At 55.9% G+C, this 25,862-nt stretch carries 24 protein-coding genes; 10 read left to right on the top strand and 14 right to left on the bottom strand.

Annotation, left to right across the window (positions count from 1 at the left end):
- Positions 1-283: 283 nt before the first annotated feature.
- The gene (locus Harman_RS12915) at positions 284-919 is read left to right on the top strand and encodes a hypothetical protein (RefSeq protein ID WP_137684204.1); all 636 of its coding nucleotides are present in this window, start codon (positions 284-286) and stop codon (positions 917-919) included.
- A gap of 95 nt (positions 920-1,014) precedes the next feature.
- Here Harman_RS12915 and Harman_RS12910 read toward each other — a convergent pair whose 3' ends face one another.
- The 4 genes from Harman_RS12910 to Harman_RS12895 form a co-directional block, all read right to left on the bottom strand.
- Complete coding sequence (locus Harman_RS12910) at positions 1,015-3,699, bottom strand: DUF7282 domain-containing protein (protein ID WP_137684203.1); 2,685 nt, start codon at positions 3,697-3,699, stop codon at positions 1,015-1,017.
- Positions 3,700-4,115: 416 nt separating this feature from the next.
- Positions 4,116-4,868 carry a VOC family protein gene (locus Harman_RS12905; protein WP_137684202.1) on the bottom strand — a complete coding sequence of 251 codons (753 nt, stop codon included), beginning with the start codon at positions 4,866-4,868 and terminating at the stop codon, positions 4,116-4,118.
- A 71-nt stretch (positions 4,869-4,939) separates the two neighbouring features.
- Positions 4,940-5,380 carry a TIGR04206 family protein gene (locus tag Harman_RS12900; protein ID WP_137684201.1) on the bottom strand — a complete coding sequence of 147 codons (441 nt, stop codon included), beginning with the start codon at positions 5,378-5,380 and terminating at the stop codon, positions 4,940-4,942.
- A gap of 107 nt (positions 5,381-5,487) precedes the next feature.
- Positions 5,488-6,597, bottom strand: a complete 1,110-nt coding sequence (locus tag Harman_RS12895; protein ID WP_137684200.1) for an OBG GTPase family GTP-binding protein — start codon at positions 6,595-6,597, stop codon at positions 5,488-5,490.
- Positions 6,598-6,755: 158 nt separating this feature from the next.
- On the opposite strand from Harman_RS12895, the gene Harman_RS12890 reads away from it, so the two are divergent.
- The 5 genes from Harman_RS12890 (at position 6,756) to rpl12p (ending at position 9,867) form a co-directional block, all read left to right on the top strand.
- Positions 6,756-6,956 carry a VNG_1110C family protein gene (locus tag Harman_RS12890; protein ID WP_137684199.1) on the top strand — a complete coding sequence of 67 codons (201 nt, stop codon included), beginning with the start codon at positions 6,756-6,758 and terminating at the stop codon, positions 6,954-6,956.
- Positions 6,957-7,083: 127 nt separating this feature from the next.
- Positions 7,084-7,572: a 50S ribosomal protein L11 gene (locus Harman_RS12885; RefSeq protein WP_137684198.1), complete on the top strand. Its 489-nt coding sequence runs from the start codon at positions 7,084-7,086 to the stop codon at positions 7,570-7,572.
- 243 nt (positions 7,573-7,815) lie between these two features.
- Positions 7,816-8,454 carry a 50S ribosomal protein L1 gene (locus tag Harman_RS12880; RefSeq protein WP_137684197.1) on the top strand — a complete coding sequence of 213 codons (639 nt, stop codon included), beginning with the start codon at positions 7,816-7,818 and terminating at the stop codon, positions 8,452-8,454.
- Between the two features lies 1 nt (position 8,455).
- Positions 8,456-9,502 carry a 50S ribosomal protein L10 gene (locus tag Harman_RS12875; protein WP_137684196.1) on the top strand — a complete coding sequence of 349 codons (1,047 nt, stop codon included), beginning with the start codon at positions 8,456-8,458 and terminating at the stop codon, positions 9,500-9,502.
- Positions 9,503-9,519: 17 nt separating this feature from the next.
- Positions 9,520-9,867, top strand: a complete 348-nt coding sequence (gene rpl12p / locus Harman_RS12870; protein WP_137684195.1) for a 50S ribosomal protein P1 — start codon at positions 9,520-9,522, stop codon at positions 9,865-9,867.
- A gap of 266 nt (positions 9,868-10,133) precedes the next feature.
- On the opposite strand, the gene Harman_RS12865 is transcribed toward rpl12p, so the two are convergent.
- The 3 genes from Harman_RS12865 to Harman_RS12855 form a co-directional block, all read right to left on the bottom strand.
- Positions 10,134-13,943 (bottom strand): DUF7289 family protein, encoded by a 3,810-nt coding sequence (locus Harman_RS12865; protein ID WP_137684194.1) that lies wholly within the window; start codon positions 13,941-13,943, stop codon positions 10,134-10,136.
- Between the two features lie 387 nt (positions 13,944-14,330).
- Complete coding sequence (locus Harman_RS12860; protein ID WP_137684193.1) at positions 14,331-15,359, bottom strand: tyrosine-type recombinase/integrase; 1,029 nt, start codon at positions 15,357-15,359, stop codon at positions 14,331-14,333.
- Positions 15,356-15,580 carry a hypothetical protein gene (locus tag Harman_RS12855; RefSeq protein ID WP_137684192.1) on the bottom strand — a complete coding sequence of 75 codons (225 nt, stop codon included), beginning with the start codon at positions 15,578-15,580 and terminating at the stop codon, positions 15,356-15,358. Before Harman_RS12855 ends, Harman_RS12860 begins: the two co-directional genes overlap by 4 nt.
- A 412-nt stretch (positions 15,581-15,992) precedes the next feature.
- On the opposite strand from Harman_RS12855, the gene Harman_RS22145 reads away from it, so the two are divergent.
- The 4 genes from Harman_RS22145 to Harman_RS12830 all read left to right on the top strand — a co-directional run bounded on the left by Harman_RS22145 (position 15,993) and on the right by Harman_RS12830 (position 20,109).
- Positions 15,993-16,316, top strand: coding sequence for a helix-turn-helix transcriptional regulator (locus tag Harman_RS22145; protein ID WP_137684191.1), 324 nt, complete (start codon positions 15,993-15,995; stop codon positions 16,314-16,316).
- Positions 16,317-16,720: 404 nt separating this feature from the next.
- A complete protein-coding gene (locus Harman_RS12840) occupies positions 16,721-17,821 on the top strand; it encodes a hypothetical protein (RefSeq protein ID WP_137684189.1) in 1,101 nt (366 codons plus the stop codon).
- Positions 17,814-18,743: a hypothetical protein gene (locus Harman_RS12835; protein ID WP_137684188.1), complete on the top strand. Its 930-nt coding sequence runs from the start codon at positions 17,814-17,816 to the stop codon at positions 18,741-18,743. The genes Harman_RS12840 and Harman_RS12835 overlap by 8 nt, the downstream gene beginning before the upstream one ends.
- Positions 18,744-19,044: 301 nt before the next feature.
- Positions 19,045-20,109, top strand: a complete 1,065-nt coding sequence (locus Harman_RS12830; RefSeq protein ID WP_137684187.1) for a hypothetical protein — start codon at positions 19,045-19,047, stop codon at positions 20,107-20,109.
- Positions 20,110-20,396: 287 nt separating this feature from the next.
- Here Harman_RS12830 and Harman_RS12825 read toward each other — a convergent pair whose 3' ends face one another.
- From Harman_RS12825 to Harman_RS12800, 7 genes are read right to left on the bottom strand one after another with little or no spacing between them, the layout of a single operon-like run.
- Positions 20,397-21,386, bottom strand: coding sequence for a hypothetical protein (locus tag Harman_RS12825; RefSeq protein WP_137684186.1), 990 nt, complete (start codon positions 21,384-21,386; stop codon positions 20,397-20,399).
- Complete coding sequence (locus tag Harman_RS12820) at positions 21,379-22,212, bottom strand: hypothetical protein (RefSeq protein WP_137684185.1); 834 nt, start codon at positions 22,210-22,212, stop codon at positions 21,379-21,381. Before Harman_RS12820 ends, Harman_RS12825 begins: the two co-directional genes overlap by 8 nt.
- Positions 22,209-22,763 carry a hypothetical protein gene (locus Harman_RS12815; RefSeq protein WP_137684184.1) on the bottom strand — a complete coding sequence of 185 codons (555 nt, stop codon included), beginning with the start codon at positions 22,761-22,763 and terminating at the stop codon, positions 22,209-22,211. The genes Harman_RS12820 and Harman_RS12815 overlap by 4 nt, the downstream gene beginning before the upstream one ends.
- 21 nt (positions 22,764-22,784) lie before the next feature.
- Positions 22,785-22,946 carry a hypothetical protein gene (locus Harman_RS21250; RefSeq protein ID WP_160140692.1) on the bottom strand — a complete coding sequence of 54 codons (162 nt, stop codon included), beginning with the start codon at positions 22,944-22,946 and terminating at the stop codon, positions 22,785-22,787.
- Positions 22,946-24,781: a hypothetical protein gene (locus Harman_RS12810; RefSeq protein WP_137684183.1), complete on the bottom strand. Its 1,836-nt coding sequence runs from the start codon at positions 24,779-24,781 to the stop codon at positions 22,946-22,948. The genes Harman_RS21250 and Harman_RS12810 overlap by 1 nt, the downstream gene beginning before the upstream one ends.
- 39 nt (positions 24,782-24,820) lie before the next feature.
- A complete protein-coding gene (locus Harman_RS12805) occupies positions 24,821-25,219 on the bottom strand; it encodes a hypothetical protein (RefSeq protein WP_137684182.1) in 399 nt (132 codons plus the stop codon).
- On the bottom strand, positions 25,216-25,587 hold the full coding sequence (locus Harman_RS12800) for a hypothetical protein (protein WP_137684181.1): 372 nt from the start codon (positions 25,585-25,587) through the stop codon (positions 25,216-25,218). Before Harman_RS12800 ends, Harman_RS12805 begins: the two co-directional genes overlap by 4 nt.
- Between the last annotated feature and the right edge of the window lie 275 nt (positions 25,588-25,862).

The raw sequence follows: 25,862 nt of genomic DNA, 5'->3' as shown, positions 1-25,862 counted from the left end.
TTACAAGTAATAGTCACTCAATAATGTTTTCTGAAGTGTATGTAATTTTGAAATGGACATCTCATTGACTAATCCTCGGATGCATATCGGAGAGAACCAATCGAAACACCGCTCTGTCCGGCAGTCTGGGAAAATACCGTTCTGGTCGTTTCCCCCGACTAAAGAGTTTCTCCGTAATTCTGTGAGATTACAGCCTGTCGTGACGAACGTAAACCAGATACAACTATCGATAACTGGTAAGTAAGTAATATACAACTGAACTCAGAATGAGATAGCCAAGAGGATGACACAGTTGTATGACAAACTCAAAGAAGCGCCACAGACCGGCGTCTCCCGGGCTGCGTTGAACTTCGACGAGCGAGCCGAGGTGCGGGCGATTCAGGTCACGGGTACCGCGGGGCTGACACAGGCCAACAATCCGGGGAAGTTCACCGACGTGTTCTATCTCGAAGGGGATGAACAGGCGGCCGCGGAGACGTTCGCCGAAGTAAACAGTGCGCTACTGGCCCAGGTCGATTTCAACGCTCGAAACGTCCTCCAGACGAGTCTTTCACGAGAGTTGTACGACCTGCTCCTCGATGCCGCAGGCGACCGAGATATCACGAAGTACCCCACCGTTGTCGTGGAAACACGAGCCGATGGGACACGGTGGGTCATCAACCGCAACCGGTACGAATCGCAGGTGGACCGACGGTATACGACGAACGAAACGGGGAGTGCCCGTGTCCCACCGACGACATCGCCCCGAGCGATCTACGAACAGCAGGGCCAGACGATCGCCGAATCGGATCTCATGTCGACAGCTATCGAGGGAGATATCCGCCAGGTGTTGGATTACTTCCGCGTCGCTCCAGCATTCGACTGTGACCCAGTCACGACTGACGACCAGCAGTTAGGCGTTCAGAAGCGAACGGAGTAGTCGACGGTACTATTAGACCGGTGTGGACTTCTGTCGGCACTATTAGCGTAGCGCGCGAAAGAAAGAGCGGTGTTCAGGGACCGGAGTAGGTCCGGTTAGTTGTTGCGTCGGACAGCCAGCAGTGCAGCAGCGACCAGCGCAACGAGCGCCAGGACTGCCGTGAAGCCGGGACCGTCTGCAGCAGTGGTGGTCGCTTCGTCCGTGTCTGCGGGCGTATCCGCAGGCGTGTCAGTGTCCGCGGGCGTGTCCGCAGGCGTGTCGGTGTCTGCGGGCGTGTCGGTGTCCGCGGGCGTGTCCGTCGGCTCCTCAGCGGCGACGGTCACGTTCGCACTGTCCGTCACGGCAGAGCCGTTGGCAGTGTACGGACCGTCAGTGGATCCGCCGGAGAACTCGTACTCTTCGTTGCCGTTGGTGTCGAGGTGCGGCATCGCAACCGCAGTGAAGTTCTCGTCCATCGGCTCGTCGAGCGTGATCGTGATGTCCTCGTGGCTACCTTGGTTGCGGTACTCGGAGTTACCGATGACATCGCCACCTGCGTCACCCTCGTGGATGGCGATGAAGCCACCGGCGGACAGCTGTGCGCTGTCGACCGTGACTTCACTGCCGTCGGATTCCTGATCACTGATGCTCACGGTGGCCGTCGGACTGTCGACGATCGTTCCGTCGACGTCGTCACCGATGTTCGAGCCACCGATACGGGCCTGTGCCGTGAAGTTCGCACCGGGACTGCGTTCGCTGAAGTCAGCAGTCGCAGTGAAGTTCCCGCCCTCAGAGACGGCTGCCTCCGGCTGGAGCAGGAACGGACTGCTGCTCGAAGTGCTACGGAGACGGACCGTCACTTCGGTACTGGGTGCGACGTTCGTCGTCCCAGAGATCTGTTGCCCAGTTGCAGCCTGGACAGTGATGTCGTCTTCGTTGTTCAGGGTTGCATCGGCCTCAAGGAACTCAACGCTGTCGTTGACGGTTTCGCTGTCGTCATCGTCGTCGACAAGGTCACTGGTTTGGTCGAAGACAGTGAAGTTTGCCGCGTACTCGTCTTCGTCTTCAAGGTCAAGACCATCTGCGTCAGCGAGAGCCGCTCCGTCGATGGCGACGAAGTGCGTGTCGTTGGCCTCGTCGTAGATGACCTTGTATTCATCATTGGCAACGGCGTCGTTGATGTCCGTAATATCGGTATCGGTGTTTGCGCCAGGGTCATCATCCTCAAACCCGAGCTGGAACGGATTATCAGTTAGGTCACCATCACTGTCGGTCTCTGGGCCGGATGCGTCAGCGTATGCACTCGCACTGATGTCACCGTCATCGCTGACCACACCTTCGAGACCGGATGCTTCGACCTGGACGATGATGTCATCGTCGACATCGTCAATCGCCGCTTCGTCGGTCTGCGTGATGTTACCGGCTTCGATCAGATCGTAGACCGGTGCGGTCTCATCGGCTTCGAGGTCGTCGATTTCATCACCGTACGTGTCACTCGGAGCACGCCATACCTGGATATTCTCAGTAGACCGCTCTTCGAGGGAGAGCGTTCCGACGTCGTCCTCGTCTTCAACCTCCTGGTACGGTGCTTCCGAACTATTGTCAGCGATGCCAACGTGACCATTAACGACGAGCATATCGTAGTCCGTGTCTTCGAGAATGTCTTGGCCGACGCCCTCGTCGCCGAAGTTGCCGTAGTTATGCTGTTCAACCTCGTCGATTGTAGTTTCGTCGTCACCGGGGACGATGACATCGCCAGCACTACCGGCGCCAGCTCGGTAGCTGTTGAACTTGACGGAGGCTTCGCCGTCGTCGTTGTCGTCAGTCACTTCGGCGATGGCGAAGTAGTTGTCGTCATCCTTGTCACCGATCTGCACGGTCGCTTCATCGGTGTTGTCGAGCTGGATGGTGATGTTAGCTACGTCACCGCGTTCCTCAGTGACGACGCCGTCCTCGAAGGACGCTTCGTCGTCACCGGTGTCGACAACCTCGATGCTGTCCGAGTCCGAGGCGTCAGTGTCGGTCACGTTGGTTTCGACGGTGTAGTTACCTTCGTCGATATCCGTGAAGTTCAGTGTGTACTCGCGTTCTGCATCGCCAACAATCTGGATCTTCTCGGTGTCTTCGAAGAATTCGGTTTCGGCTTCGGCGCGGTTGTCGTCGTTGATGTCAACGAGGTTACCGCTCTCGGAGGACTCGTTGATAATCTGGAAGTTGTCATTCTCCTCTACACTCGAGAAGATGTCAGAGAGTTCATCTCGGTCGAGGTTATCGGACGAGATATTGACCGCGTACCCGTTCCGGACATCGGAGCTGATCTCGAAGTCGACTTCAGCCGAGTCACCCTCCGTGCCGACGGAATCGTCGTCGAAGTCAGCGGTGAGGTCCTGCGGGATGACCTCGAATGTCTGAGCGGCTGTAAGGCCATCACTACCAACCGGAGCTTCGTCCCCGGTGTTCAGGTTGACGACGTCACCGGTGTTACCGTTCTGGATGACGAAATCGCCTTCGCTGAGGCGTCCGTCGAGATCGAAGTCGAAGTTTCCGTCCTCGTCAGTTTCGATCGTCCGGCGAAGCGCGCCGACTTGATCATTGTCACCGCTGTCGTCCACGGTCCGGACTTCATAATCAGTATTGCCGTTGTTTGCGGTAAACTCTACCTCTTGGCCGCTGTAGAACGTCCCAGCGTCCAAATTAGCTGCAGCAGCACTGCCCGCGAAGCCAGTCGTCATGGCGAATACCGAGAACACCATGATCGCGGCCAGGAACAGGCTGCGTAATTTGTCGTTTGTATCTGTCATAGTTTGTTGTTGCTATCGGGCGACCCCAGCAGTTTTCCACGTGGTCGGAACGCGAGGATCGCGCATAGACCGAACCGGTGTACTCACTTCTGGCGCCATGGGTAGGGGTACAGTCGTAACGTTAGCTGTCTATTATAAATGTTTTGTGGTTTGAACAATTGAGTGTCATGAACTACTGCGTGCGGAAAACGCTGATATTCGGGGCTAGAGTGTGTTATATGGGTTTTGTGGATCGTAGCAAACAGCTGTCATTCGGGCGTCTGACAGCTGGATTTAGATGACCCCGGTGCTATCGACGGTCTGATAGTTCAGGTTTCGGGAGAACGAAGGCTGGATCGAGAACCACTACGAGAAGTGCCACTAATTTGCTATCCCGTGCATGCGGGCGTGTACCGCAAAGACGGTGACCGATACCCTCAGTTCGTTACGATTTCGATTTCGCGGCCGTCGGGGTCTTTGGTGAACGCGTAGCGGTCGTCACAGCTCTCGGGATCGCGATAGTCCTCGGCGTGGCGGGTCATCAGCGTCTCCCAGGCCTCGTGGAGGTCGTCGGTCCGGACCGCCACGTGGCCCCACGCATCGCCGAGTTCGTAGGACCGACCGTCGTAGTTGTAGGTGAGTTCAACCGACATCGCCTCGTCGGGCGCGTCCTCGGGCTTGAGGAAGTACAGCGCGAAGTCGTCGAACTCCTCGCGGCGGAACAGCTCGTAGTCGAGCTTTCGGGTGTACCACCCGATGGCCTGTTCGGCGTCCTCGACCCGGATCATCGTGTGATCGAGCGACCACTTCGCGCCGTGGTCTCGCTCGACGATCTCGATCTCGTGGCCGTCGGGGTCTGTGACGAAGGCATAGGAGCCGCCACAGGAGTCCGGATCGCGGTAGTCCTCGACACCGGCGTCCATCAGTTCGTCGTAGGCGTCGTACACGTCATCACAGCGGACGGCGATGTGTCCCCACGCGTCGCCCATCGTGTACGTGCGGCCGTCGTGGTTGTATGTCAGTTCCAGCAGCGCGCCCTCGTCGTGTACGTCCTCAGGACCGAGGAAGACGTTCGTGAAGGTGTCGGCCTCCCAGCGGCCCTTTTCCTCGTAGTCGAAATGCGTCTGGTACCAGTCCAGCGATGCGTCCAGATCCTCGACACGCATCATCGTATGATCGAGTGACCACATACACGGTCCATAGTGCGAGCGGGCGAAAAGGCTACCGCCACAGGTGGTACCGTCCGGCTTCGATGCCGAACTTATCGTGTCGCCGAGCCGCGACGGATTACCGGGAGATAGTACCACCAGACGACGGCGAGCAAAACGATGGAGCCGACCGGGACAGCCACGTAGTTGAGTCGCCGGTTGAATCCCAGAATCACGGGAATCTGGGAGAGACCTGCGCCTGCCAGGGCAAGGGCCGTGAGCCGAACATCCTCGCGCCAACGAACACCGACAGCGGCACTGGTCAGGGCAAATACGTACAACAGGACGCCCGATCCCCACGATTCGATGAACTGCGGGAGCTGAGCAGTGAACCGGAGAAAGTAGTCGTAGACGGGGAGTAGCTCCGGCGGGTTCGTGTTGAACAGGCCAAACGAAAACACGAGCGTCAGTTCTGTCCCGACCAGCACCGCTGTCCAGGGGATGAGCCCGGCAACGACGACGGCGACGAGGCGGCGTCGGGGACTGTGGTCCATACGGGGTGGCAGGACGCCACACCCATGAACGCGTCTACTTATGCATGAGACGAAGCCAAGCAACGTGGTGTTGTTCTCGCGCGTGCACGCGAGCGCTTGCGGACGAGTTACCGATTGGCGACGATGCGCAAGATGTCTTCGTCCGCGAGCTCGTGATCGCGACCGACCTGCTGTTCGTCGTGTTTGGCGCTCGGCCCGGTCACGCGAGCGAACCGGAACCGCTCGTCGAAGCTCCCGCCGAGCTTCTCACAGGCGTCATCGACGGTATCGCCTTCCCGGAGTATCAGCGGCTCCTCGCGGTCGACTCCTCGACCGGGTTTGTCCATGTAGATGCGGATGAGGCCGAGTTCTTCCCAGATGCGTTCGGTCAAGCTATCGAGCCCTTTCTCCTCCTCGGCGCTGATAAAAATGGCCTCGTCTGGGTCGATGTCCCGCTCTCGAAGCTCGTCTTCGACTTTGGGAAGGTAGTCGGGTTCGATGAGGTCGGCCTTGTTGACGGCGACGAGGGAGGGAAGATACACGCGGTTGTCCATCACGCCGTCGATGAGCTGGTCGATGTCTATCTGCTCGCCGATGGTCACGTCAGCGTTGACGTAGCCGTGCTCTCGCAGGACCGCCTTGACAGTCTCGTCGTCGAGTTCCACGTCGCTGGCGGTGTTGACGGAGATACCGTCTTTGCCCTTCTTTCGGACGTTGACCCACGGCGGGTCCTGGTCGAGTCGTATCTTGTTCTTGTACAGCTCTTCGCTGAGTCGATCATACTGGTCGATCTCGAAGACAGAGATGAGGAAGACGATGAGGTCGGCGGTCCGGACGACGGACAGCACCTCCTTCCCGCCACCGCGGCCGCCAGCGGCTCCCTCGATGAGGCCGGGAACGTCGAGAATCTGGATGTTCGCCCCCTTGTACTTGAGCATTCCCGGGTACACGTCCAGCGTGGTGAACTCGTAGGCACCGGTTTCGGACTCGGCGTTGGTCAGCGCGTTCAGCAGCGTCGACTTGCCGACGCTGGGGAATCCGACGAGCGCGACGGTCGCGTCACCGTGCTTTTCGACGCCGTAGCCACCGCCGCCGCCAGAGGAGGCCTGCTGTTCGAGCTTCTCCTTTTTCTCCGCGAGCTTGGACTTCAGCCGACCGATATGGGCCTCTGTGGACTTGTTGTAGGGAGTGCTGGCGATTTCGTCTTCGAGTTCCTGAATCTCCTCTTCGAGCCCCATTAGGTGTATGTCGGCCCCTCACACCGAATAAGGCTTTCCTCCCTCGCCGACGCTCGCGATTCGGTATGGATGCCGATGACCGCCGGTTGTTCAGAATGGACAAACGACACTCATGTACTTCGACACACCTATAATGTACCCTCCGTCATATGTCGATAATGGGAGCGGCGAGTCGGTTCCGCGACAGTACGCAGATACTGTTGCCAGCGGGTGCGCTGGACGGCATCCGCGAGGAGTTAGAGCAGCGGTTTACCGTCAGTGTTCACCACGAAGGCGACCAGGTCCGGATTCTCGGCTCGCCGGTCGAAATCAAGGACGCGAGTGATTTCCTCGCGATGAACGGCGTGACACTCGCCTGAGGGAAAAGCCGTTTTTGTCGGATTCTCCCCCGAGCCAGCCGCATCTGGGTCGCTGTGGCGTGTGGAGGACTCACGGGGCGGCCGATGAAACGCAATCCTTTAAACTGCCGCGGGGGTTCTCGTATGTATGGCTGGAACTATCGAAGTCCTCGTTCCCGGTGGAGAGGCCAACCCTGGCCCGCCGCTCGGTCCGGAGCTCGGCCCGACACCGGTGGACGTGCAGGCAGTCGTACAGGAGATAAACGACCAGACGGCAGCGTTCGACGGCACCGAAGTCCCCGTCACCGTCGAGTACGACGACGACGGCTCCTTCGAAATCGAGGTCGGTGTCCCGCCGACGGCCGAACTCATCAAGGACGAGGCCGGCTTCGAGACCGGCAGCGGCGAACCCCAGGAGAACTTCGTCGCCGATCTCACCGTCGACCAGGTCAAACAGATCGCCGAGCAGAAGCATCCCGACCTGCTCTCCTACGACCTCAAGAACGCCGCGAAGGAGGTCGTTGGGACCTGTACCTCCCTCGGTGTCACCATCGAAGGCGAGAACCCACGCGAATTCAAGGAGCGCATCGACGCGGGCGAGTACGACGACGTGTTCGCGGCCGAAGCACAAGCGTAAGTCGGACTGGCTTGCTTGTCGACTGGTGCGCGTTTTCCTTGCTTTCGGCGTGTCCCAGCCACTGCACAGTCGACGGAACCCTCCATCGGCGACCGGACCCTGAGAACCGGAAACACGCCCGTTAGCGCCCCTTGTGCTGGTTCGACGGGTTTAAGTGTCGCATTGGCGTCTACCCCTACGAGACAGGCATCCGCCTGTTTCACTGACCCGTAGAAGCCGATTGGCGTACTACGGAGGTGAACAATGGCAGATCAGGAAATAGAGAACGCAGTCTCGCGCGCACTCGAGGACGCACCTGAGCGGAACTTCCGCGAAACGGTCGACCTCGCTGTGAACCTGCGCGACTTAGATCTTAACGACCCGTCGAACCGCGTTGACGAGTCCGTCGTGCTTCCTGCTGGCACCGGTCAGGAGACCACTATTGTGGTCTTCGCCGAGGGCGAAACCGCCCTCCGTGCCGAGGAAGTCGCAGACGACGTACTCGACGAGGACGAACTCGAGGAACTGGGTGGCGACGACGACGCCGCCAAGAACCTCGCCGATGACACTGACTTCTTCATTGCAGAGAAGGGGATGATGCAGGACATCGGTCGCTACCTCGGGACCGTCCTCGGTCCGCGTGGGAAGATGCCGGAACCGCTCGACCCCGACGACGATGTCGTCGAGGTCATTGAACGCATGAAAAACACCGTGCAGCTCCGCAGCGGGGAACGGCGAACGTTCCACACGCGGGTCGGCGCGGAGGACATGTCCGCCGAGAATATCTCGGACAACATCGACGTTATCCTCCGCCGTCTGCACGCGGACCTCGAGAAGGGCCCGCTCAACATCGACAGCGTCTACGTGAAGACGACGATGGGGCCTGCGATGGAGGTGGCCTGATATGAGCGCCGAATCCGAACGCAAGACCGAGACCATTCCCGAATGGAAGCAGGAGGAGGTCGACGCCATCGTGGACATGATCGAGTCCTACGAGAGCGTCGGCGTCGTCAACATCGCCGGGATTCCGTCCCGACAGCTGCAGGACATGCGACGTGACCTGCACGGGACCGCCGAGCTTCGCGTCTCACGGAACACGCTCCTGAAGCGTGCGCTGGACGAAGTCGACGATGGACTCGAAGACCTCAACGGCTACATCACCGGGCAGGTCGGTCTCATCGGGACCGACGACAATCCGTTCTCGCTGTTCCAGGAACTCGAGGCCTCGAAGACGCCTGCACCCATCGGTGCCGGCGAGATCGCCCCGAACGACATCGTGATTCCGGAAGGCGACACGGGTGTCGACCCCGGACCGTTCGTCGGCGAACTCCAGAGTGTGGGCGCTGACGCACGCATTCAGGAAGGCTCCATTCAGGTTCTCTCTGACTCGACGGTGCTTTCCACCGGCGAGGAAGTCTCCCAGGAACTCGCGAACGTCCTGAACGAACTCGGTATCGAACCGAAGGAGGTCGGTCTCGATCTCCGCGCTGTCTTCGCCGACGGCGTCCTGTTCGAACCCGAGGAACTGGAACTCGATGTCGACGAGTATCGGAACGACATTCAGGCGGCTGCCGGCCGAGCGTTCAACCTCTCGGTCAACGCCGACTATCCGACCGCGACGACGGCCCCGACGATGCTCCAGTCCGCTCGTGGCAACGCCAAGAGCCTCGCGCTCCAGGCAGCCATCGAGGACCCCGAGGTCGTGCCTGACCTCGTGAGCAAGGCCGACGCACAGGTCCGTGCGCTTGCCTCCCAGATCGACGATGAGGAGGCGCTCCCGGAGGAGCTTCAGGGCGTCGAGGCCGACGCGACCACCGACGAACCGACTGACGACCAAGACGAGGACACCGCATCCGAGGACGAGGCGGACGCCGAGTCCGACGCGGCCGAGGAGGCCGACGAGGACGACGATGACGGCGACGCCGGCGACGCGCTCGGAGAGATGTTCTAACAACTCACACTACAACAATGGAATACGTATACGCTGCACTCATCCTGAACGAATCGGGCGAAGAAATCAACGAAGACAACCTCACCGACGTGCTCGAAGCCGCGGGCGTCGATGTCGAGGAGTCCCGCGTCAAGGCCCTCGTCGCCGCCCTCGAGGACGTTGACATCGAGGAGGCCGTCGACCAGGCCGCTGCGGCACCGGTGCCGGCAAGCGGCGGCGCGGCCGCACCCGCTGAGGGTGACGCTGACGAGGCCGACGAGGCCGAGGAAGACGCCGAAGAAGAGGCTGCCGACGACGGCGGCGACGACGATGACGACGAGGACGACGAGGCAAGCGGCGAAGGCCTCGGCGAACTCTTCGGCTAAATCGGCGACACACAGACCCGCTTTTCTTTTGGTGGCTTCCCCCGACGAGTGACCGCTGTGTGCAGTTTCGTCCGAAAACTGTGAGTTACAACTGACCGTCCTGAGCGATCCCGTACAGCGAGAGCTACCAGGCAGTTCCGGACCCATTTGAAACGGTTCACAAATCAGGGTCTGTGACCGGATAGACGACGTACAACCGCCACGAGACGCACGGGTGACACCGTCTGACCGACCACCGATCGACGCAACATCGCGGAAGCGAACGCTCAGTCGCCGATGGTCACCGTCTCGGAATCAACCGAAATCGGTGAGTCATTGCCAGTCGCGCCACGCTCGTCGATCTCTTTGAGATATATCTCACCAGTTGCGGTGTCCTCGGGGTCGCCGGACGTGTCGTTGTACACGGCAACCTCGTAGGTGTAGTAACCGGCGTCGAGATCGACATCGTAGCCAGCCCACGCCGGGTACTCCTCGACGCCAGTCAGGTCGCCGCTGCCGGCTGTGACGGTCGTCGACCCAGTAAACACTTCGCCCCCATCGCTTTTGTTCTCGACGGTGAGTTTCACTTTTCGGTCGTCGCCGACTGTGCCTGTATTGAGGACTTCGACGGTCATCCGCTGTGCGCCCCCGCGGCGTTCGATGAGTGTGGAGGTATCGTAGGTCTCTGCGCCGATGTTGACACCTCGCGTGTCGTTCACGACGACGGTGGACTGGCCGACGAAGAACGACTGCTTGGCCGACGTGCTGTCCCGAGTCGTCACGTAGTACGTGTAGTTGCCGCGGTCAGTCGGCAGACCGAGGGTGAGTTGCTCCGTGTCACCGTGATTGAGGGTTGAAATAGTTGCAGAGTCATGTCGGGAGAACGTCGAACTGGTGTGGTCCGTGTTTTTCGTGTAGAGTTCGATTTCGGCGGTTCCATCCGCGTCACCGACGTTCGCGATGGTGACTGTTGCGTCTGCGGACTCATCGTTGTCGATTGCGCCCGGGGCCCGCACCGAATCGACCTGCATGAACTGTCCGTCTTTCTCGCCGACGTAGACGTTTCCGCCCCATTCTTTCCCGCCTGCGGTCGCATTACTGTCGGGATTGGTAAGGTTGAGCTTGTACTGGTACGATTTCCCCGGGGTCTTACTCGAAGTCGCCAAGTCGATATCGAATTGCTGTATTGAGCCGGTTTCGATAGTTTCAGTCTTCACACTGTATGGGCTGCCGTCGAAAGTGGTGGAGATTGCCGCGGTACCGCTGGCGTTGCCGACGTTTTTGATAGTCGCTGTTACCGTCGCGTCTGTGTTCTCATCAACGCGGGCCGGAGCGTCAACGTCGAGTATCTTGAACCGCGGCTCCGTGACATCCCTTTCGAGAGCGTTCGTTCGGAAGAGAACGACCGCGTCGTTGTAGTCCGGGTCATCCAACCCCCCTGCATTATCGGGGTTCGCGTTCCGTTCCGAGAGTTCATAGAGGAACACGCGTTCCCCGTCAGCGAGGTTCAGCGACGCGCGGTCGCTGTCTTCGGTCTCGTTAAGCCGCTGCTCACCGAGCATATCCTCAAGACTGCGCTGTTCTGGCTCTGCTTGGCCGTACCCGGGTATCTGTTCCCCGTCGCCCAGTATATCGACGTTCCGATTGTTCTCAGGATCGCTAATCGAGATACGGTCTTCGGCTGGGTCGCTGCATCGTATGGTGTCGTACCTGCTTCCATCTATTTCGAATTCCACGTCAGTGTACGCATAGTCTTCACAGTAATATGAGGTGGCGACAACAGAAAAGCTCGAATTCTTTTCGAAAGTTTTCGAGTATTCGTACGGATCGGCATACGCATCATTAATGAGTCGCCGCTCGGCATATGGGCCGTTCACGTCCCCGTTTTCGAAGTCGTATCCGACATCGTGCCACAATGGAATTGTGTAATCTCCAGACTGGTTTTGGACATCTAGCGACATGTCCACATGAGCGTGTGAAATGTAACCGCCTCGACTCCCCTCAAGCTCGGCCCCTTTCAGTTTAATTGAGGCGTTAACTCTCTCTCTGGTGGTGAGTTCGGAGCCGTCTCGTTCGACAACCAAATCCGACTGGACGTTCAATATCCGCCAGGTGGTCTGGTTTTCGGTGGTGAAGTTCAGGCGGTAGAATCCCTCTTCAGACGGCGCAGTAACCGTTTGCGTGACTGTCGTACTCTCGCCAGGATCGAGTTGCTCATCCGACGATGTATCGTCCGTCCAGTCGCTGCTGATGCGAAGTGTCTGACTATCCGACGTTCCACCGGTGTTCGTGACTGTGAAGCCGACCTCGGTTTCGTTCTCCGGTCCGACTGGGTTATCCACGGAGACGCTGGTGACATCGAACACCGGCGGGGCCGACGCACCGACGGTGAACGTTCCGTTGACAGTGTCGTCCGGTGTCTCGACAATATACGTGTAGTTGCTGTACGACGGTGCAGTGAGCGCACCGCTGGTACTGGATACCGTCTTGCTTTCAGTTCCTTCGCGGGTCCCATCGAGCGTGAGGGTTGTCGACTCCGAGTACACCACAGTCCCGGACTCGTTTTCGATAGTTATGGTAGCAGACCCTGATTTCCGGATGTCACCGGTATTTTCGATGGTGGCGGTGATAGTTGCTTTATCACCGCTCTGTAGCCCCCCCGGTGGCGAGACTGACGTAATCTCGTAGACACCTGAATCACCGACAACGAAGTAGTGGCCGTCCTCACTGGACTGGGAATACGTATCGTCCTCGGTCTCGACTTCAAGGTCGTAGGTCCCGTTCTCGCTGGTCGGCATCGCCGACCCGAAGTCGACCGTCTGCTCGTTGCCCGGATGGACCGTCACGCTCCGTGTGGCGTTGACCGATCCGTTAACCAAGAACGTGACGTTCTGATCGGCCGTCATAGTGCCATTGTTCTTGACTGTAACGGTAGCTGATGGGACCTGATTTAGCCGCGCTGTTGCGGGTATCGAGGCGTTAGTGATATTCAGCGACGGCGACCCGGGGACAGACGTGTAGGTGATTCTCTTGTAGGCTTCGTGGTCGTTGGATGCCACGGTGAAGTTGTGCGTACCGCTATCGGCGTTTAGCGACTCGCTTACAGTGGTCGATTCCCCCTCGGCGAGTGTGACTTCGACCGTTTCGTTATTCGATGCGCCCGACCGATTAAAGTGAATCGTCTGTGTGTCCTGCAAGCCACCAGTGTTCCGGACCGTCGCGGTTACCGGTGCTTTGCCCGACGGATCCGCGTTGACTGACATGCGATCTACCTCGAACTCCGGATCGCTCACGTCACCAAGTGCGAATCTGATGTGGATCGTCTCGCCCGGTTCGACCGAGTTCGGCGTCACTTCGACGTACCTGTCGTCGTATGTACTCCGTGCCCAGTCTGCCCACGCACGAGCGTAGTTACTGTTCGTGATCGTTAGATTCGCCTCGGTGACTCGCCGCGGGTCACATTCCCGCGTCCCCGAGAGCGTGTTCCCCTTGTCCAGTTCGGTCCGGGCTTTCGTGTAAGACCAGTCGGTGTACAGGGCCTCTTCGAGCGCCTGTTCGTGCCTGTGTGTAGCGTTCCTATCCGTGTGAACAGTCACGGATTCCCCGTTAATTTGCTTCCCCGAGATGTTCGCAAACGAGAGTGACAGCGCCCCTTCGTCGTAGTTCACCGCGGGTGGCGACGACATCGTAGCTCCCGACTCGGTCATCCGCCACACGCCCCCGCCCTGGTAGCCGACCTGTTGCTCGTCTTTCTGATACCGAATAGTCTGCAACGAACGGTTCCCCGTCGAACAGGCCGAGCGTCCGTTCAGCGTCAGATTGTACGTCGCCTCGCTTGAAACGTCGACATCGGACCGCACACGATCCGGGATCTCGACTGACTCGTCGGAGTCCGACCGCTGGAAGCTCTGATCGACCGACAACATCACCTCTTCTGCGAGTTCGACATTCGCATCGTTGTTGACATCGCCAATCGTCTGCTGACCCACCTGGACGATCAGTACGGCACCGACGATAACTGCACTTGCCAACAACACCACGCCCAAAACGTGCGATACACCCCGGTCTCCAGCCCCCCGGCTGCCCCACTCAAACATATTCAATTACATACCAACTATTACACATAAATGTACTGTTTCACCTCGTACCGATAACAGCTTTATCAAAGGTATACTGATCTTAAACTACAGATATTCACTCTCAACGAGCACCGCTCCCCGCTACAGACTACCGTCTCCGTGCTCTGTATTCTGTGTTCTATGCATCCACAACCAGGAGAGTAAAAAAATGAAAGACTACTAAGGAAACTAACGCGGAGTCACAACATTACGGGGCAATCGACCCCTGTCCGGAGAAAATGGGTTGTCTGCAAGGCTACGGCTCCCTGTTTACGACGGTAAAATACGGATGGACTCGCCGGGTTGTTAGCCTATTCGAGGATGCGCCTTTCCTAGATTCATCCGCTGGGGTGTACTGGTACTGAATCATGCGTCGTCGACGAACTCCCGTCGAACCTCCATTTTTTCGCGCTCGCTACGCTGGTCGTAGTGCTGGTCGAGCACGTCGCTGGAGACGTTCATCCGATCCGAAACGACCTCTTCCGGCGTGCCGTCTCGAAGGTGCTTCGTGATCGAACCGCGACGGATACTGTGTGGAGATCGGGACGACGGGCAACCGCTTGCAGTGTCCCGAGTCATGTACTCACAGCTCTCCGGGTTCTCTCCGTGTGGACACTCGCCGACCATACAGGGTCGGGTCCACTGGTAGACAGCACTCCGAATAGGTGTCTCGCTCAGACGACCTCGGTCGCTGGTGATGAGCGGTTCCCGACCGTATTCGTCGGTGACCGAGTCCCGGTGATTCTCGATGTACTCCTGAATCACTTCGGTGTAAAAATCACCGACAGCTATCGACCGCTCGGCAGCTCGTCCGTTCTTCAGGGGAGTTCCTGTTTCCGGTCGGTGGCGCAGCTGCAAGTACTGTCCATCAGCATCGAAGTCGCGCAGGTCGAGCGACCGGAGGCTACCGAGTCGGATACCAGTGTGCCAGAGGGTTCCGAATATGACGTGTTCCCGGGAGGCGTACTGGTAGCGGTTCAGGTGATCGAGGATGGCTTCGGCGTGTTCAGTATCGAGTTTCTCGTCTTTCGAAGCTTCCTCGGGGTTGACCTCCGGCAGCAACACCCGTTCACGCATACCCTGTTCGACCGCATCGATGCTGGCACAGAATTCGAGGAACTTCCGCAGCGTAGCGAGGATGCCACGAAGTGTGACCTTTGATACCTCACCGTACTCGCTCCCTTTGCCCTGTCGACGCCAGACTCGGAACTCGTGGAGATCGCGCCCAGTCAGCTCGTTCATGTTCTCGATTCCCTTCGACTGGGTCCACTCGATGAACGAGTTCAGCCGATACCGCTGGTTTGTGAGAGACTTTTCAGATAGCTCCGGTTCTCGGTGATCGAGGTAGAGGTTCACCGCAGTCGCCGGAGCTATCGGTTCGAGGTCGTCGCTCACACTTCCACCCCGTCAGTGAGGAGCTGGCGAGCTGCTTGGTGGGCCGAGAGTTCCTTCGGTCCGTCACCGAGGGGGTAGCCGCCTGAATCACGCCCCATCTCTTCGAGGATTCTCGAAACCGAAGGTGCAGGTCCGTCCTGAATGAGTGCGTGCCGAACCTGTTGTGCAGCAGCCACTGCTTCGGCAGCGTCAAGGGAATCATCCGGAGTTCGACGAGTCACTTCCGACAGTCCAAGCATCCGGTCACAGTGCGGGCAGGAGTGACGACGTTGGTGGGAAGTTGCGTCGGCATAGGAGTCGTACCGCTTGGAGAAGTTACAGTCAGGACACCGGACGCGGTACTCCGTACGCGGGCGAACAGCGGATTTTTCAGCGGGCGATTCGACTACTTTCGTGCGGGGAGTAGCCCCCGTATCGGTTCCGTACGACATTGGTTTGCCGGGCGGAGCCACCTTCTGGGCCGTGTCCCAGCACGGCCCGGTTCTCGATGGCCGAGAGCCATCTACGGGCGGCCCGCAGCTACACTGTTACTCGGAGAGTGCATAAATGTATCGAACAGCTATATATGCTTAATTGGTAAGTAATTGTAGAAAAGAACTGAATTAGGTAGGAAGGGTAGAATACGTTATTCAAATGCGCTTATCGGGTTCGTGGCAGAGTGTATGGGACGACCGTATCCTCGAATGGATGCGAGAGAACGAGGGTACAGGGACACCCAAGGAAGTCCATGACAGTGGGTTAGTCCGTGTTTCGAGAACCCAGATCGGCCGCCGAATGAAGAAACTCGCCGAGCATGGACTTCTGACTCACGTCGGCAACGGAGCCTACGTGATTACCGAGGAAGGGAAAGCGTACCTCGACGAGGAATACGACGCCGAAGAGGGTGTCTACATTGATAGCGAAAACGGTGTTTCCGAGCCGTCGTCGCCAGCCGAGCCAGAAACGAACGACGTGTAAACAGTCCTCCACCATGACGATACGAAAGACCGCCCGTTGGCAGCAGTCTATCGATGACCGAATACTCGAACATCTACGGGATGATTCGTGGTCCACGGCCAGTCAGATGGCGAAAAAAGACGGTATTCATGCGACAGAGGCCCAGATTCAGGACCGCTGTCGGGTCTTAGCCGATGCAGATTTGGTGGCGTTCCTTACTGAAGATCAAGACCTCATAGAGTTGACTACAGAGGGGCAGCAGTATCTTAAAGGCGAAGTTGATGTAGAGTTGTATCCACGTCCGCGCCATCCAAGTCTTATGCAATAAAATTTGATTCCCTTAGCGGAATATTTCACATGATTTTATTCCTGTAATGAAGAAATTTGGATAAAGTATTTTATCCTATCATCTCAAACGGTCTATAATGATTTCCTCAGAGCATATGGATGATTCAGAAATAAAAATTGAGGATTCTTTCTTCGCTCCATGGGGATTAGCGAGTGAAGAGTTGCCTATGCACATTCTATGGGAGGGAAAACCAGAAAAAATAATTCTAAATTATCCTGAGGAATTGGAAATTTTGAATATATACAATGTAGAGGGGGAGCAGTTTGAGAGTCCTCCAAACGGAAAAATAGAAATCAAATCCCAGAGTCTAATCACACCGGGATATTTGAATATTATATTTAAAGATTCAAATATATACGAAAATAGTGTCGAAGAGAAAGATATAGAAGTGAAATTTTTGAAGGATAGCAAAACTAAAAGAGAATTAATAAAGAAAACAAGAATCATTCGGCCACAGATACGGGTTCAGAACGCACCTGATAAAATCCTATTGACTGACGAGGATGATCCCAAGCCTATCGAAATTGACATGGAATACGTCGGGTTTGGTATGGCTCAGGTGGCTGTAGAAGCAGAAGCTGAAGGTGAATTCGTGTCACAAGGAGCGAGCTTCCTGCACGATCTTCTTGAGAGTATGCTAGAAACAGAAGTCCATAAGCAGGATGTAGAAAAGTTAGGAGAACCACCTGAAGACTGGAAGAACGACTCAGATATAGAGGTCCCACAAGAAGAGATTGAAGGTATTGTTGATGAAATGAGAGAGGTCGTTCAAAATGGTGGACTTGGTGATGAATATGAAACTGATGAAATTGAAGAGATTGCAGAGGCTTTGGAGGAAGCAGAGCAGAAGTCTACAAATGATTCGGATATTGCCGCAGTCATTTATCGGTTTATTGAGACAGCACTGTTGTCATCAATACTAAATGTAGTAGACAGACATCCAACGGAGGGGGTTTCTCTATCTAAGCCAACGACAAAAGTCAAGACTGAGGCAAAAGCTAGAGAAATAGAGGTAATTGTCCATTTAAAAGACAACTTGGATAATGAATATGATGAAACAAGAATTAGTATCGATATTGATGATAGAAGGGACAAGGGAGGAGTCTATGAAACAGAAATCCATACAAACTGGGAAAATTACCAGGTAGATCCTGACGAGGTGTTCACTGATGAATGATTTTAGCGGGAATGTGACAGCAAATTTGGTGGATGTAGTTAGAAATGCATACAACTATATCGATGATTTTCGACCACAGACTAAATCTATTCGCTATAATTATCGAGAGTCAACTAGCGAAATGACCTTTCTTATTGAAGTTCCAGATAGCCGGAAGCGACTTTTTGGAGATGTTAAAATACCTATTTCTGAAGGTTATCGAGTAAAGGAAATGTTTGCGTTACCAGATTACACTCCTGTTAGAGCTGTATATGATGTCAAAGACGGGTATATAACATTCAATCCGTCTGAACTCCCCAGTCAGGATGAATATATATTGACTTTGAATGGAGACGTTGAGCCTGAAACACTAAAAGAAATTGTTCATTTGAAAGCACCAGAGGACCCAAAGAGGAAAGAGGAGGAGGATGCATATTGGGTCCACTCAGCAATTAAAAAGCCGGGCCTTATGAAAGACATTTATGATGACATGAAAGTCGACAATGTAGATATATCAATGCAGGTGGGAGTCCAACGGTGCTTTTCCAATGCAATTCCTGACGATGTATTAGAGGTCTTTGACCGTACCAGAGAACTTCTTGATGCCAGTAACGAGGACGATAGAAATCAAGTAATTAGTGCTTCCCGAAGAAGATATCAAGCGAGGCGCGATATCAATACCTCCCCAGCTGAAGCTGCAGAAATAATACGATCGCTCGCTACCGCAGATAATATTCAGGATTATATAACTGTCGATGATCCCTTTAGAGAACGGAATATTAACCCAGGACAGCCAGAACAAAATATTTTCCCAGAAAATATCTCAGTAGATGTTACGACTGATCTGAGCTTAGACCAGCAAGCGGTTGATGGAAATATTACGTTCCGTAAAAAGAGCTTCCAGAACTTCGTTGAGGAAAAGACAGATAACGAAATATTGTAATATAATCTATCTGGACTGAGTGTACGCTCTCTAATATTTTTGATTTGAGGATAGTCGTTTATACTAATACTGGACTCTCCGAACATGTATATTCATAAAATAGACTGCAGAGTGAGATCAGCTCTGTCAATCCGAACCGGGTTTCTGTCCTGCTTCGTATCGTCATAAAATCTGCCCATACTTGGCCATTTAGTGTGATGTGTTACGATGGGTCTTGATTCTGTAAATCAAAGACATCAACTTATCACTATAACGACGAAGCACTTATTTAGTATACGGTTATTATCAAATTACTCTCCAGATGAGATTTGAGATTGTATCAATCGCATTTATACTGGTCCTCATAGCTGGTTGTAGTGGTGCATTAGAGACAACAACGCCAACTCCTGAACCAACCGAACCGGCCTCAGAAAATACCGAACTAACAGAAGAACAATTTAAATGGGACGATTCACCGTTCGGGGCAGAACGTATTATTGTCGGAATCAATGATACCACAAACTCGTCTAATAATTTCACTTATGCCGCATCCGCTGCATTGCAATATTGGAACGAACATGTGGATGAATACGGTAGATATGACGCTCACTTTGTTCTAAAACCCAATGCTACTAACCCTGATATTGAGATTCGACGTGCGAAGCAGATAGATTGCCCAAAACAGAAGTGGTCGGGGTGTGCTCCCATACCCCGCGAGACAACTGAATTTAGCAACTCTGACAGTGAGTATGTCGAGAATAGCACTGTCATTGTGAGAAGCGAATACTCCTCGTACAAAAACTGGAGGATAGATAGGAACAATGTTGTTCACGAGATAGGTCATGTTCTTGGATTAAATCATAACCATCGCCCGATCTGGGCCTTGGCTCCTGCTGGGAAAGGAATCAGGCAACCCGTTCAGGATGTATCAGAGGCTTCGTACCCATGGCGTGATGCTAAGTTGAAGGTATATATAAATAATTCGAGCATTCCTAAAGGCGAGCGGACCAAAATAAGAAATTCGACTCAGTCAGCCTTAGACTATTATAATTCAGGTGCAGAGGGAACTCGAATCCAGAATTTAAACCTCGAATTGGTGGACTCAGAGTATAATGCCGATATAGTCATTAATGCTGGTACGGATAAGAATTCGGGGCTCAATAGATGGGGACGAAGTGTCGATAGAGATGATAATCTGGAATTTTTTGTTAAAGGGGTTATCTACCTGAACTCTGAGGATATCGACCAATCGTACGAAGTTATTGGTCGGATGTTAGCATACCTAACTCGGCCTGATGCAATCCCCCCAGAGTTTGACCATGTAAGTGTAAATAATCAACAAGAGCGAACGTCAAACGAACATATAGCTAACAATAAGAAGGGATAATTAGCAAAGAAGTTAAAAAATACGTAGTCCTACCAAAGAGTTCTCAATAACGCTTCTAATTCCGATATTTAATATACAAGTATTTACTGATCTATCGTACTGGGATTGCCCCCATCGCTCCGCTCGGGGGCGTGCGCTCGCGGGCTCGCTCGGCCCCCCATGTGAGGGGGGCGCTTCGCATCGCCGCTCGCTTGTGATGTTAGAGTAATCTGCAGAGAAAACGCACCCAACCACTGAAAGTGGTGGGTCGGTGGATGGGTGGGCGACGTGATTGAGGAGGTTGTCGGCTACGTCGTCGGACCGAGTTCTTCCAGTCGGTCACCAAAGTGATTCCAGTCGTCGAAGCCATGCCACACGTCAGGGTCGAGGTTCCACTTCCAGGAGGCCACGTCGTCAGGGTCGTAGTTGTGTAGCGTTGGTTCGAGGTCGGTCAGGTCAGCATCAAACAGAGGGGAGTCAGGACGGTCGGCGTCACCATCCCAGTTGGTGTAGAACTCGACGACATCCGGGGCTGATTTCCAGAAGGCCAGATTGGTCAGACGCTTGCATTCGGGAACGACGTCTTTCCCGGTGTGACCGACCGCACCGACGACCTCGACGCCGAGTTTGCTCATGGCCTTCAGCGCAGGGGCGTACTGCGTACTGACCTCACGGCTATAGACACGGGCATCCATGTACCGGCTGGCTTCGTCAAGGACGAACGTTTTCGGTACGTCGCGGTTCTCGACGAGGAGAACCATCAGCTCGTGCATCGAAGAGACGTAGCGGTCAGCACCTTCCCACGTATTGGAGTTCGAGATTACCAGCACGTCGTCCCACACGGCGCGGGCCATGTCCGAGGCGAGCAGGAACATCGTGTTCGTCTTGCCGGTGTTGGGTCGACCCGCAGCGAGAACCGTCGTCAGCGTCCCGTCGGCGTCGAGCCGATCCATCAGGCGAGCGGTCACGGTCAGTGACGACGCATCGAGTTCCTGTTCGGTGATTCCGACGAGGAAGGAGGCGAGCGAACTGTTCCCGTCCTCGATGGCGCGGGTAGCCGCTTCAGTCCGGTATTTGGACTGGAGAACGTCGGATAGGGAAGTCTGTCCAAAGGTCCGGGAGCCGTCGACCTCCGCGCCAGTGTCGAAGATCGAGGAGACGAACGACAGGGTCGCACGGTCAGCGTCATCAGCCACGACGCCGGTATGTTCGTGAAGGGACTCGCCACCATCGAGGTTCCCGTCCACGACCTCGTTGAGTTTGGCCGCTGTCAGTAGTCTCTCATCGGAATCAGTCATCTGCGGAAACACCTCCATCGCCAGCGCCAGCGAGATCGGCAAGATCCTGGTCGAGGTCGATTTGGACTCCAGGTACGTCCGACTCGGGGGCTTCGTCGTCCTCGGCCGCTCGAATCTTCCGATCAAGGCCAAACTGCTCGATGGCCGAATCTATCTCGTCGGTCAGGCCTTCACCTTCATCGGGAAGCGTCCCGCGCTCGAACGTCGAGACGATTCGTAGCACTGCTTTCCGGGTAGCATTGCGGATGATTGTGAACGCCTGTGCTTCGATGGCGAAGCCGCGCTTCGCGTCCTCTTCGAGCTGGCTGCGACACTCTTCGACGGCCTGGAGCGTACGCATCAGCTCGCGGTCCGAAAGTGTCCCGCGCCAGCAGCCGTCGACGGTCTGTGCTTCGAGGTTGACGTGCTTCCCGAATGCGAGATTCGGACTCACCCAGTCCAGTTGGCCGTCCTCGACGGACCACTCGCGGAACCGCTGGCCTGGCATTCGGAAGATGCCGCCTTTCGTGTGGCGCGCGTCGATGTCGACGAGCCAGACGTAGTTTGGGTCCCAGAGCAGTGACCGGACTTTCTTCCCGGTCGGTCGACCAATCAACGGAATCGTAATCAACGCACACAGGCCGATCAGTCGGAGGTTCCGCGGGAGTTCGTAGCCGATGACCGACGCCACGACGAACAGGCCGATTCCGAAGCCGGAGGCGATCAGCAGCAGGTTGTCAGTTAGCCACCGGAACAGTCGGTAGGTCCGGCTGTAGTCCGGTCCGGGGTCGGCGTTGTGCGCCATTTCGTCCCGGTCGAGATCCGGGTTGTCTTGATCGTCACTCATGCCAACCGCTCACCTCGTTGGGCCGAGCCGACCTTGGCGGAGACCGCTTCGTATAGGACGGCAATCACGACGCCGAGCGCACTGCCGAGTGCGGCGTTACGAACGTCCTCACCACTCCATGGACCGGTAATAATGAACGTATTCGGCTTTCGGAGGTAGTGGAATCGTTGTTGTTCGATAGACTGCTCTGTCCACAGTGTGACGCCGCCGCTGGAAGGGACACGTACTGTGGTCGTCGTATCTGCATCAACGACAGCAGCACGGAACGTGACGCTGCCAGCCTCCGAGCTGCTGTCGGCCTGTGGTGCGACACTGACGACGGTGTACTCGTCCGACCAGAAGTCGATAATCATCTGGCCGTCCTCGTAGCGGTAGTCTGTGACGACTACGTTCTCGTCGACGACCAGCTCGACATCGTTGGGTGCATCAGCTGGGGCCGAGACGTTCGTCAAGGTCGCCGTGGCGTTTGTGGTTTCCTGGGCTGCCGCTGGAGCAGCGAAAGCGATGCAACTGGCTATCAGAATCAGGAGTATAGGCGTTCGTGGGTTCATGCTCGAAAAATCCGGTTCAGTTCACCAGACCCAGGACAGCGACGGGTCCGGGAGCCAGGACGATACTAGATCAATGGCTGGCCCGATCACGTCGACAGCTCCCGAGAGTTGGAGTGCAACGAGTGCGAGTAGCACCAGCCACACGTCTCGGGGAACGAGTTTCAGAGCCAGCCAGTAGACCATCAGTACTTTCCTCCCGACCGGCGCTGACTCACGGCGTACAGTGCGCCAACACCAATGAGTGCCAGCACAAGTGAACTAGACGAGCTGCCGAGCAGGCCACCGCCTGCCGAGCCACGAAGGTTCTGCTCACGCGCCTCGATCTCCGCTCGCTTCCGTGCCAGGTCCTCGTACTGCTGTTTCAGTTCGGTAACGTTCGAAGTTTCGTAGGTGGTTTTCTGGATAGTGACGTTCTGGACGGTCTGGCCGTCCTGAGTCGAGATGCTGTCGATAGTAAACTCACCATCCAGTTCGACAATGCGGTCACTGGTGACGACGTACTGCGTGCCGCCGATGTTGGACGTGTCGTAAGTCGTCCCGTTCTCGAACTGTCCGCTGGCAGGGTTCTCTGGGGAGAACAGGACGCCTTCGTACTGCGTGCCGTCCCCGGTGGTGACGTTGAAGCTCCCGATCTGGTCGAAGTTCTCCGGAGAGTTTGTCCCGAGTAGGGTGAGCTGGGCAGCGGTCCAGCCCTGGAAGTCCTCACCTGCGGACTGTTGGTTTGCCAGCACGTAGGGATCAACGAGGTCGCTACTGTTGATTTCGCCCTGCTGATAGGCGCTGTAGGTGTTTTCAGCCAGCGTGTCCATGTCGTTCTGGACCTGCGTGTTTTGAGCCTCTATTTCAGCCCATTTGGTTTCGTACCGCTCGAAATTGAGGATTTCGAGATCCTCATAGTTGCTATTAGGGGCCTGGATTTTGAGGGCCTGAGCGTTATATCCTCCGTCAGCCGATTTCGTATGGTTAACCTGCCCAGTCGTGGGGCCAACTTGTGTGGTGGCAGGAGTAACACCGTCATAGAACTCCTCATGTTTGACGTATATGGTCCTGTACTCGGTGGTGTCTCCGTTTACCAGCGATAGCGTGTCCGTCTGCGAACCAGACGGGTCATAGACGACATACGCATCTCGACCGCCGCCACCGGGTCCCTTGGTAGTGAGGTCCGGAGTCGTATCTGCACGAGTCTGGGGCGGTGAAGTTAGACCACTCTCGTTTGCCATAACGCTCGCAATGTACTCGGCGTTTGTGGCCTGCTGAGTCCATTCAGCGGCCAGGTTCTCTTGTTTCGTGGCGTAGTAGTCTGCCACAGCGGACTTGGCTTTGGTTTTGGCCGCAGCCTTGCTACTGCCGTTGTTCAGCGCCCGGATATAGGCGTTCTTGCCGATAATGCGGGCCTGAGTCTTTGTATCCGACAGGTAGTTATCCAGCGTCGTGTGGTAGTTGTCCGCCTGTGCCTTGCTGTTCTGGGCGGACTGGTAAAGGTCGATATGCGTCTGTTGGGCGTCTGTGCCGGTGGTGTTGACTGTCGTACTGTCCGGTAGTCCGGTCCTGTCAAGTTGAACTATACTAGGCATCACCGACTCGCCGATACGCTCACTCATATCGTAGGTGAAGCCGGGGTCACCGCCGGTGTCACCAAGGAATTTCCCGGAACTTCCGGGCGTCCACGCAGCAGTTGGGCCACCCTTGCTGAATCCAGGCTTGGCGTCAGCTCCCGAGACCTGTATGGTGAACGTCTCGTAGGCTCCCGCGTTGCGGAAGTGGGCGGACGGTTCAGACCCGCTAACTGTCTTCTTCATGATGGTGGCATTGTCACCAGCCGGAGACCCGGAGGTAATCACGGAGATCGTCGTCTCGGTGGTAACGTTCGAAAGGTCAATTTCGACCTTGTGCGGGCCGGTCGTAAACTCCTGTGCGTAGGTGTCCGTCGTCGACTGTGCAAGCGCGGGGCCGACACCAGTAACGACTGTCGACAAGACAAGGAGGCCGGCCAGCAAGATCGAGCGTGCGTAACTCATCGTAGTTCACCTCCGAAAGAATAGCGTCGAGTCATCGGTTTACTGAACAGCGACTCCCCAGGAGACGACCGTGGCGATGAACGCCAGCTGCATCCCGAGCGGGTCACCGAGGGAGAACAGGAAGTCGTTGATCTGTGGAATGTACTCGTTGCCGAGGATTACCACGGGGCCGAGCGCGATAGCGACTTTCTCCCAGTCCTCGTAGTACTGGAATTCCTTGGTCTCGGAGCTGGCAAACGCCGCAGCGAAGGCCCCGAGCGAGATCACCAGCGAGTGCTGGGTCGTCAACGTGTACGATAGCCACGGGAGTTCGACCGTGGTGATCCCGCCGAACTGGTAGAGGCTGGCCGCGATGAACGCCACCGACAGCATCGCGGGCAGACTCCGGATGTTCATGTAGTCGCTCACCATGTCGCTCGCCCGGTTCTGGTAGCTCATTCAGGCCCTCCGGCAGGGAGTTCCCGCACCTTCCAGATGTCGTACTCCTGTTCCTCGCCGTCCTCGTTCGTGAACATGCTGGTCTGTTCAGTGTGCTTGATGCCGACCACGTCGCCCTCGCCGAGGTCGTTGTCGTCGAGGGCGTTGTCGATCTGGCCGTTCGACCACATGGCGACCACGTCGCCGATGCCGCGGGCCAGCTCGATGACGGTCGTGTCGTACTTGCCGCAGTTGGGTGAGAGTTCCCGAATCTCACCGACGACCGATTCGCCGGGTTCGAGTTCGATCCACTCCGAATCGTAGTCGTCGTCAGTGCTGTTGTCAACCGGTTCGAGATCGTCGAAAGATGGCGTTTCCTGGGTTGCCATACACAGAACGATTCGGAGGATATGGACTTAACTAGGGGTCGGAGGCTCGGTGAAAGTGAAAAGAAGGGTTTGAGGCATCGATAAAATACTATAAGTACGATAGCACCAACTCAGATTCCTCTCATCTTGTTCAAAATTGGAGCCGACTGTATTAGATTAGATCATCAATTCTGTCATGGCAAGGGTGAGAAACAATTCAGCCAACAGTTAGTTGAGAAGTCTGAAGAGAGAAACTAGCTGGTAGGTAATCAATCTATCCAAATATCTGAGTTGTA

The organism is Haloarcula mannanilytica (assembly GCF_005406125.1).
Taxonomy (GTDB): domain Archaea; phylum Halobacteriota; class Halobacteria; order Halobacteriales; family Haloarculaceae; genus Haloarcula; species Haloarcula mannanilytica.
This window is presented reverse-complemented; position numbering and strand designations above follow the sequence as displayed.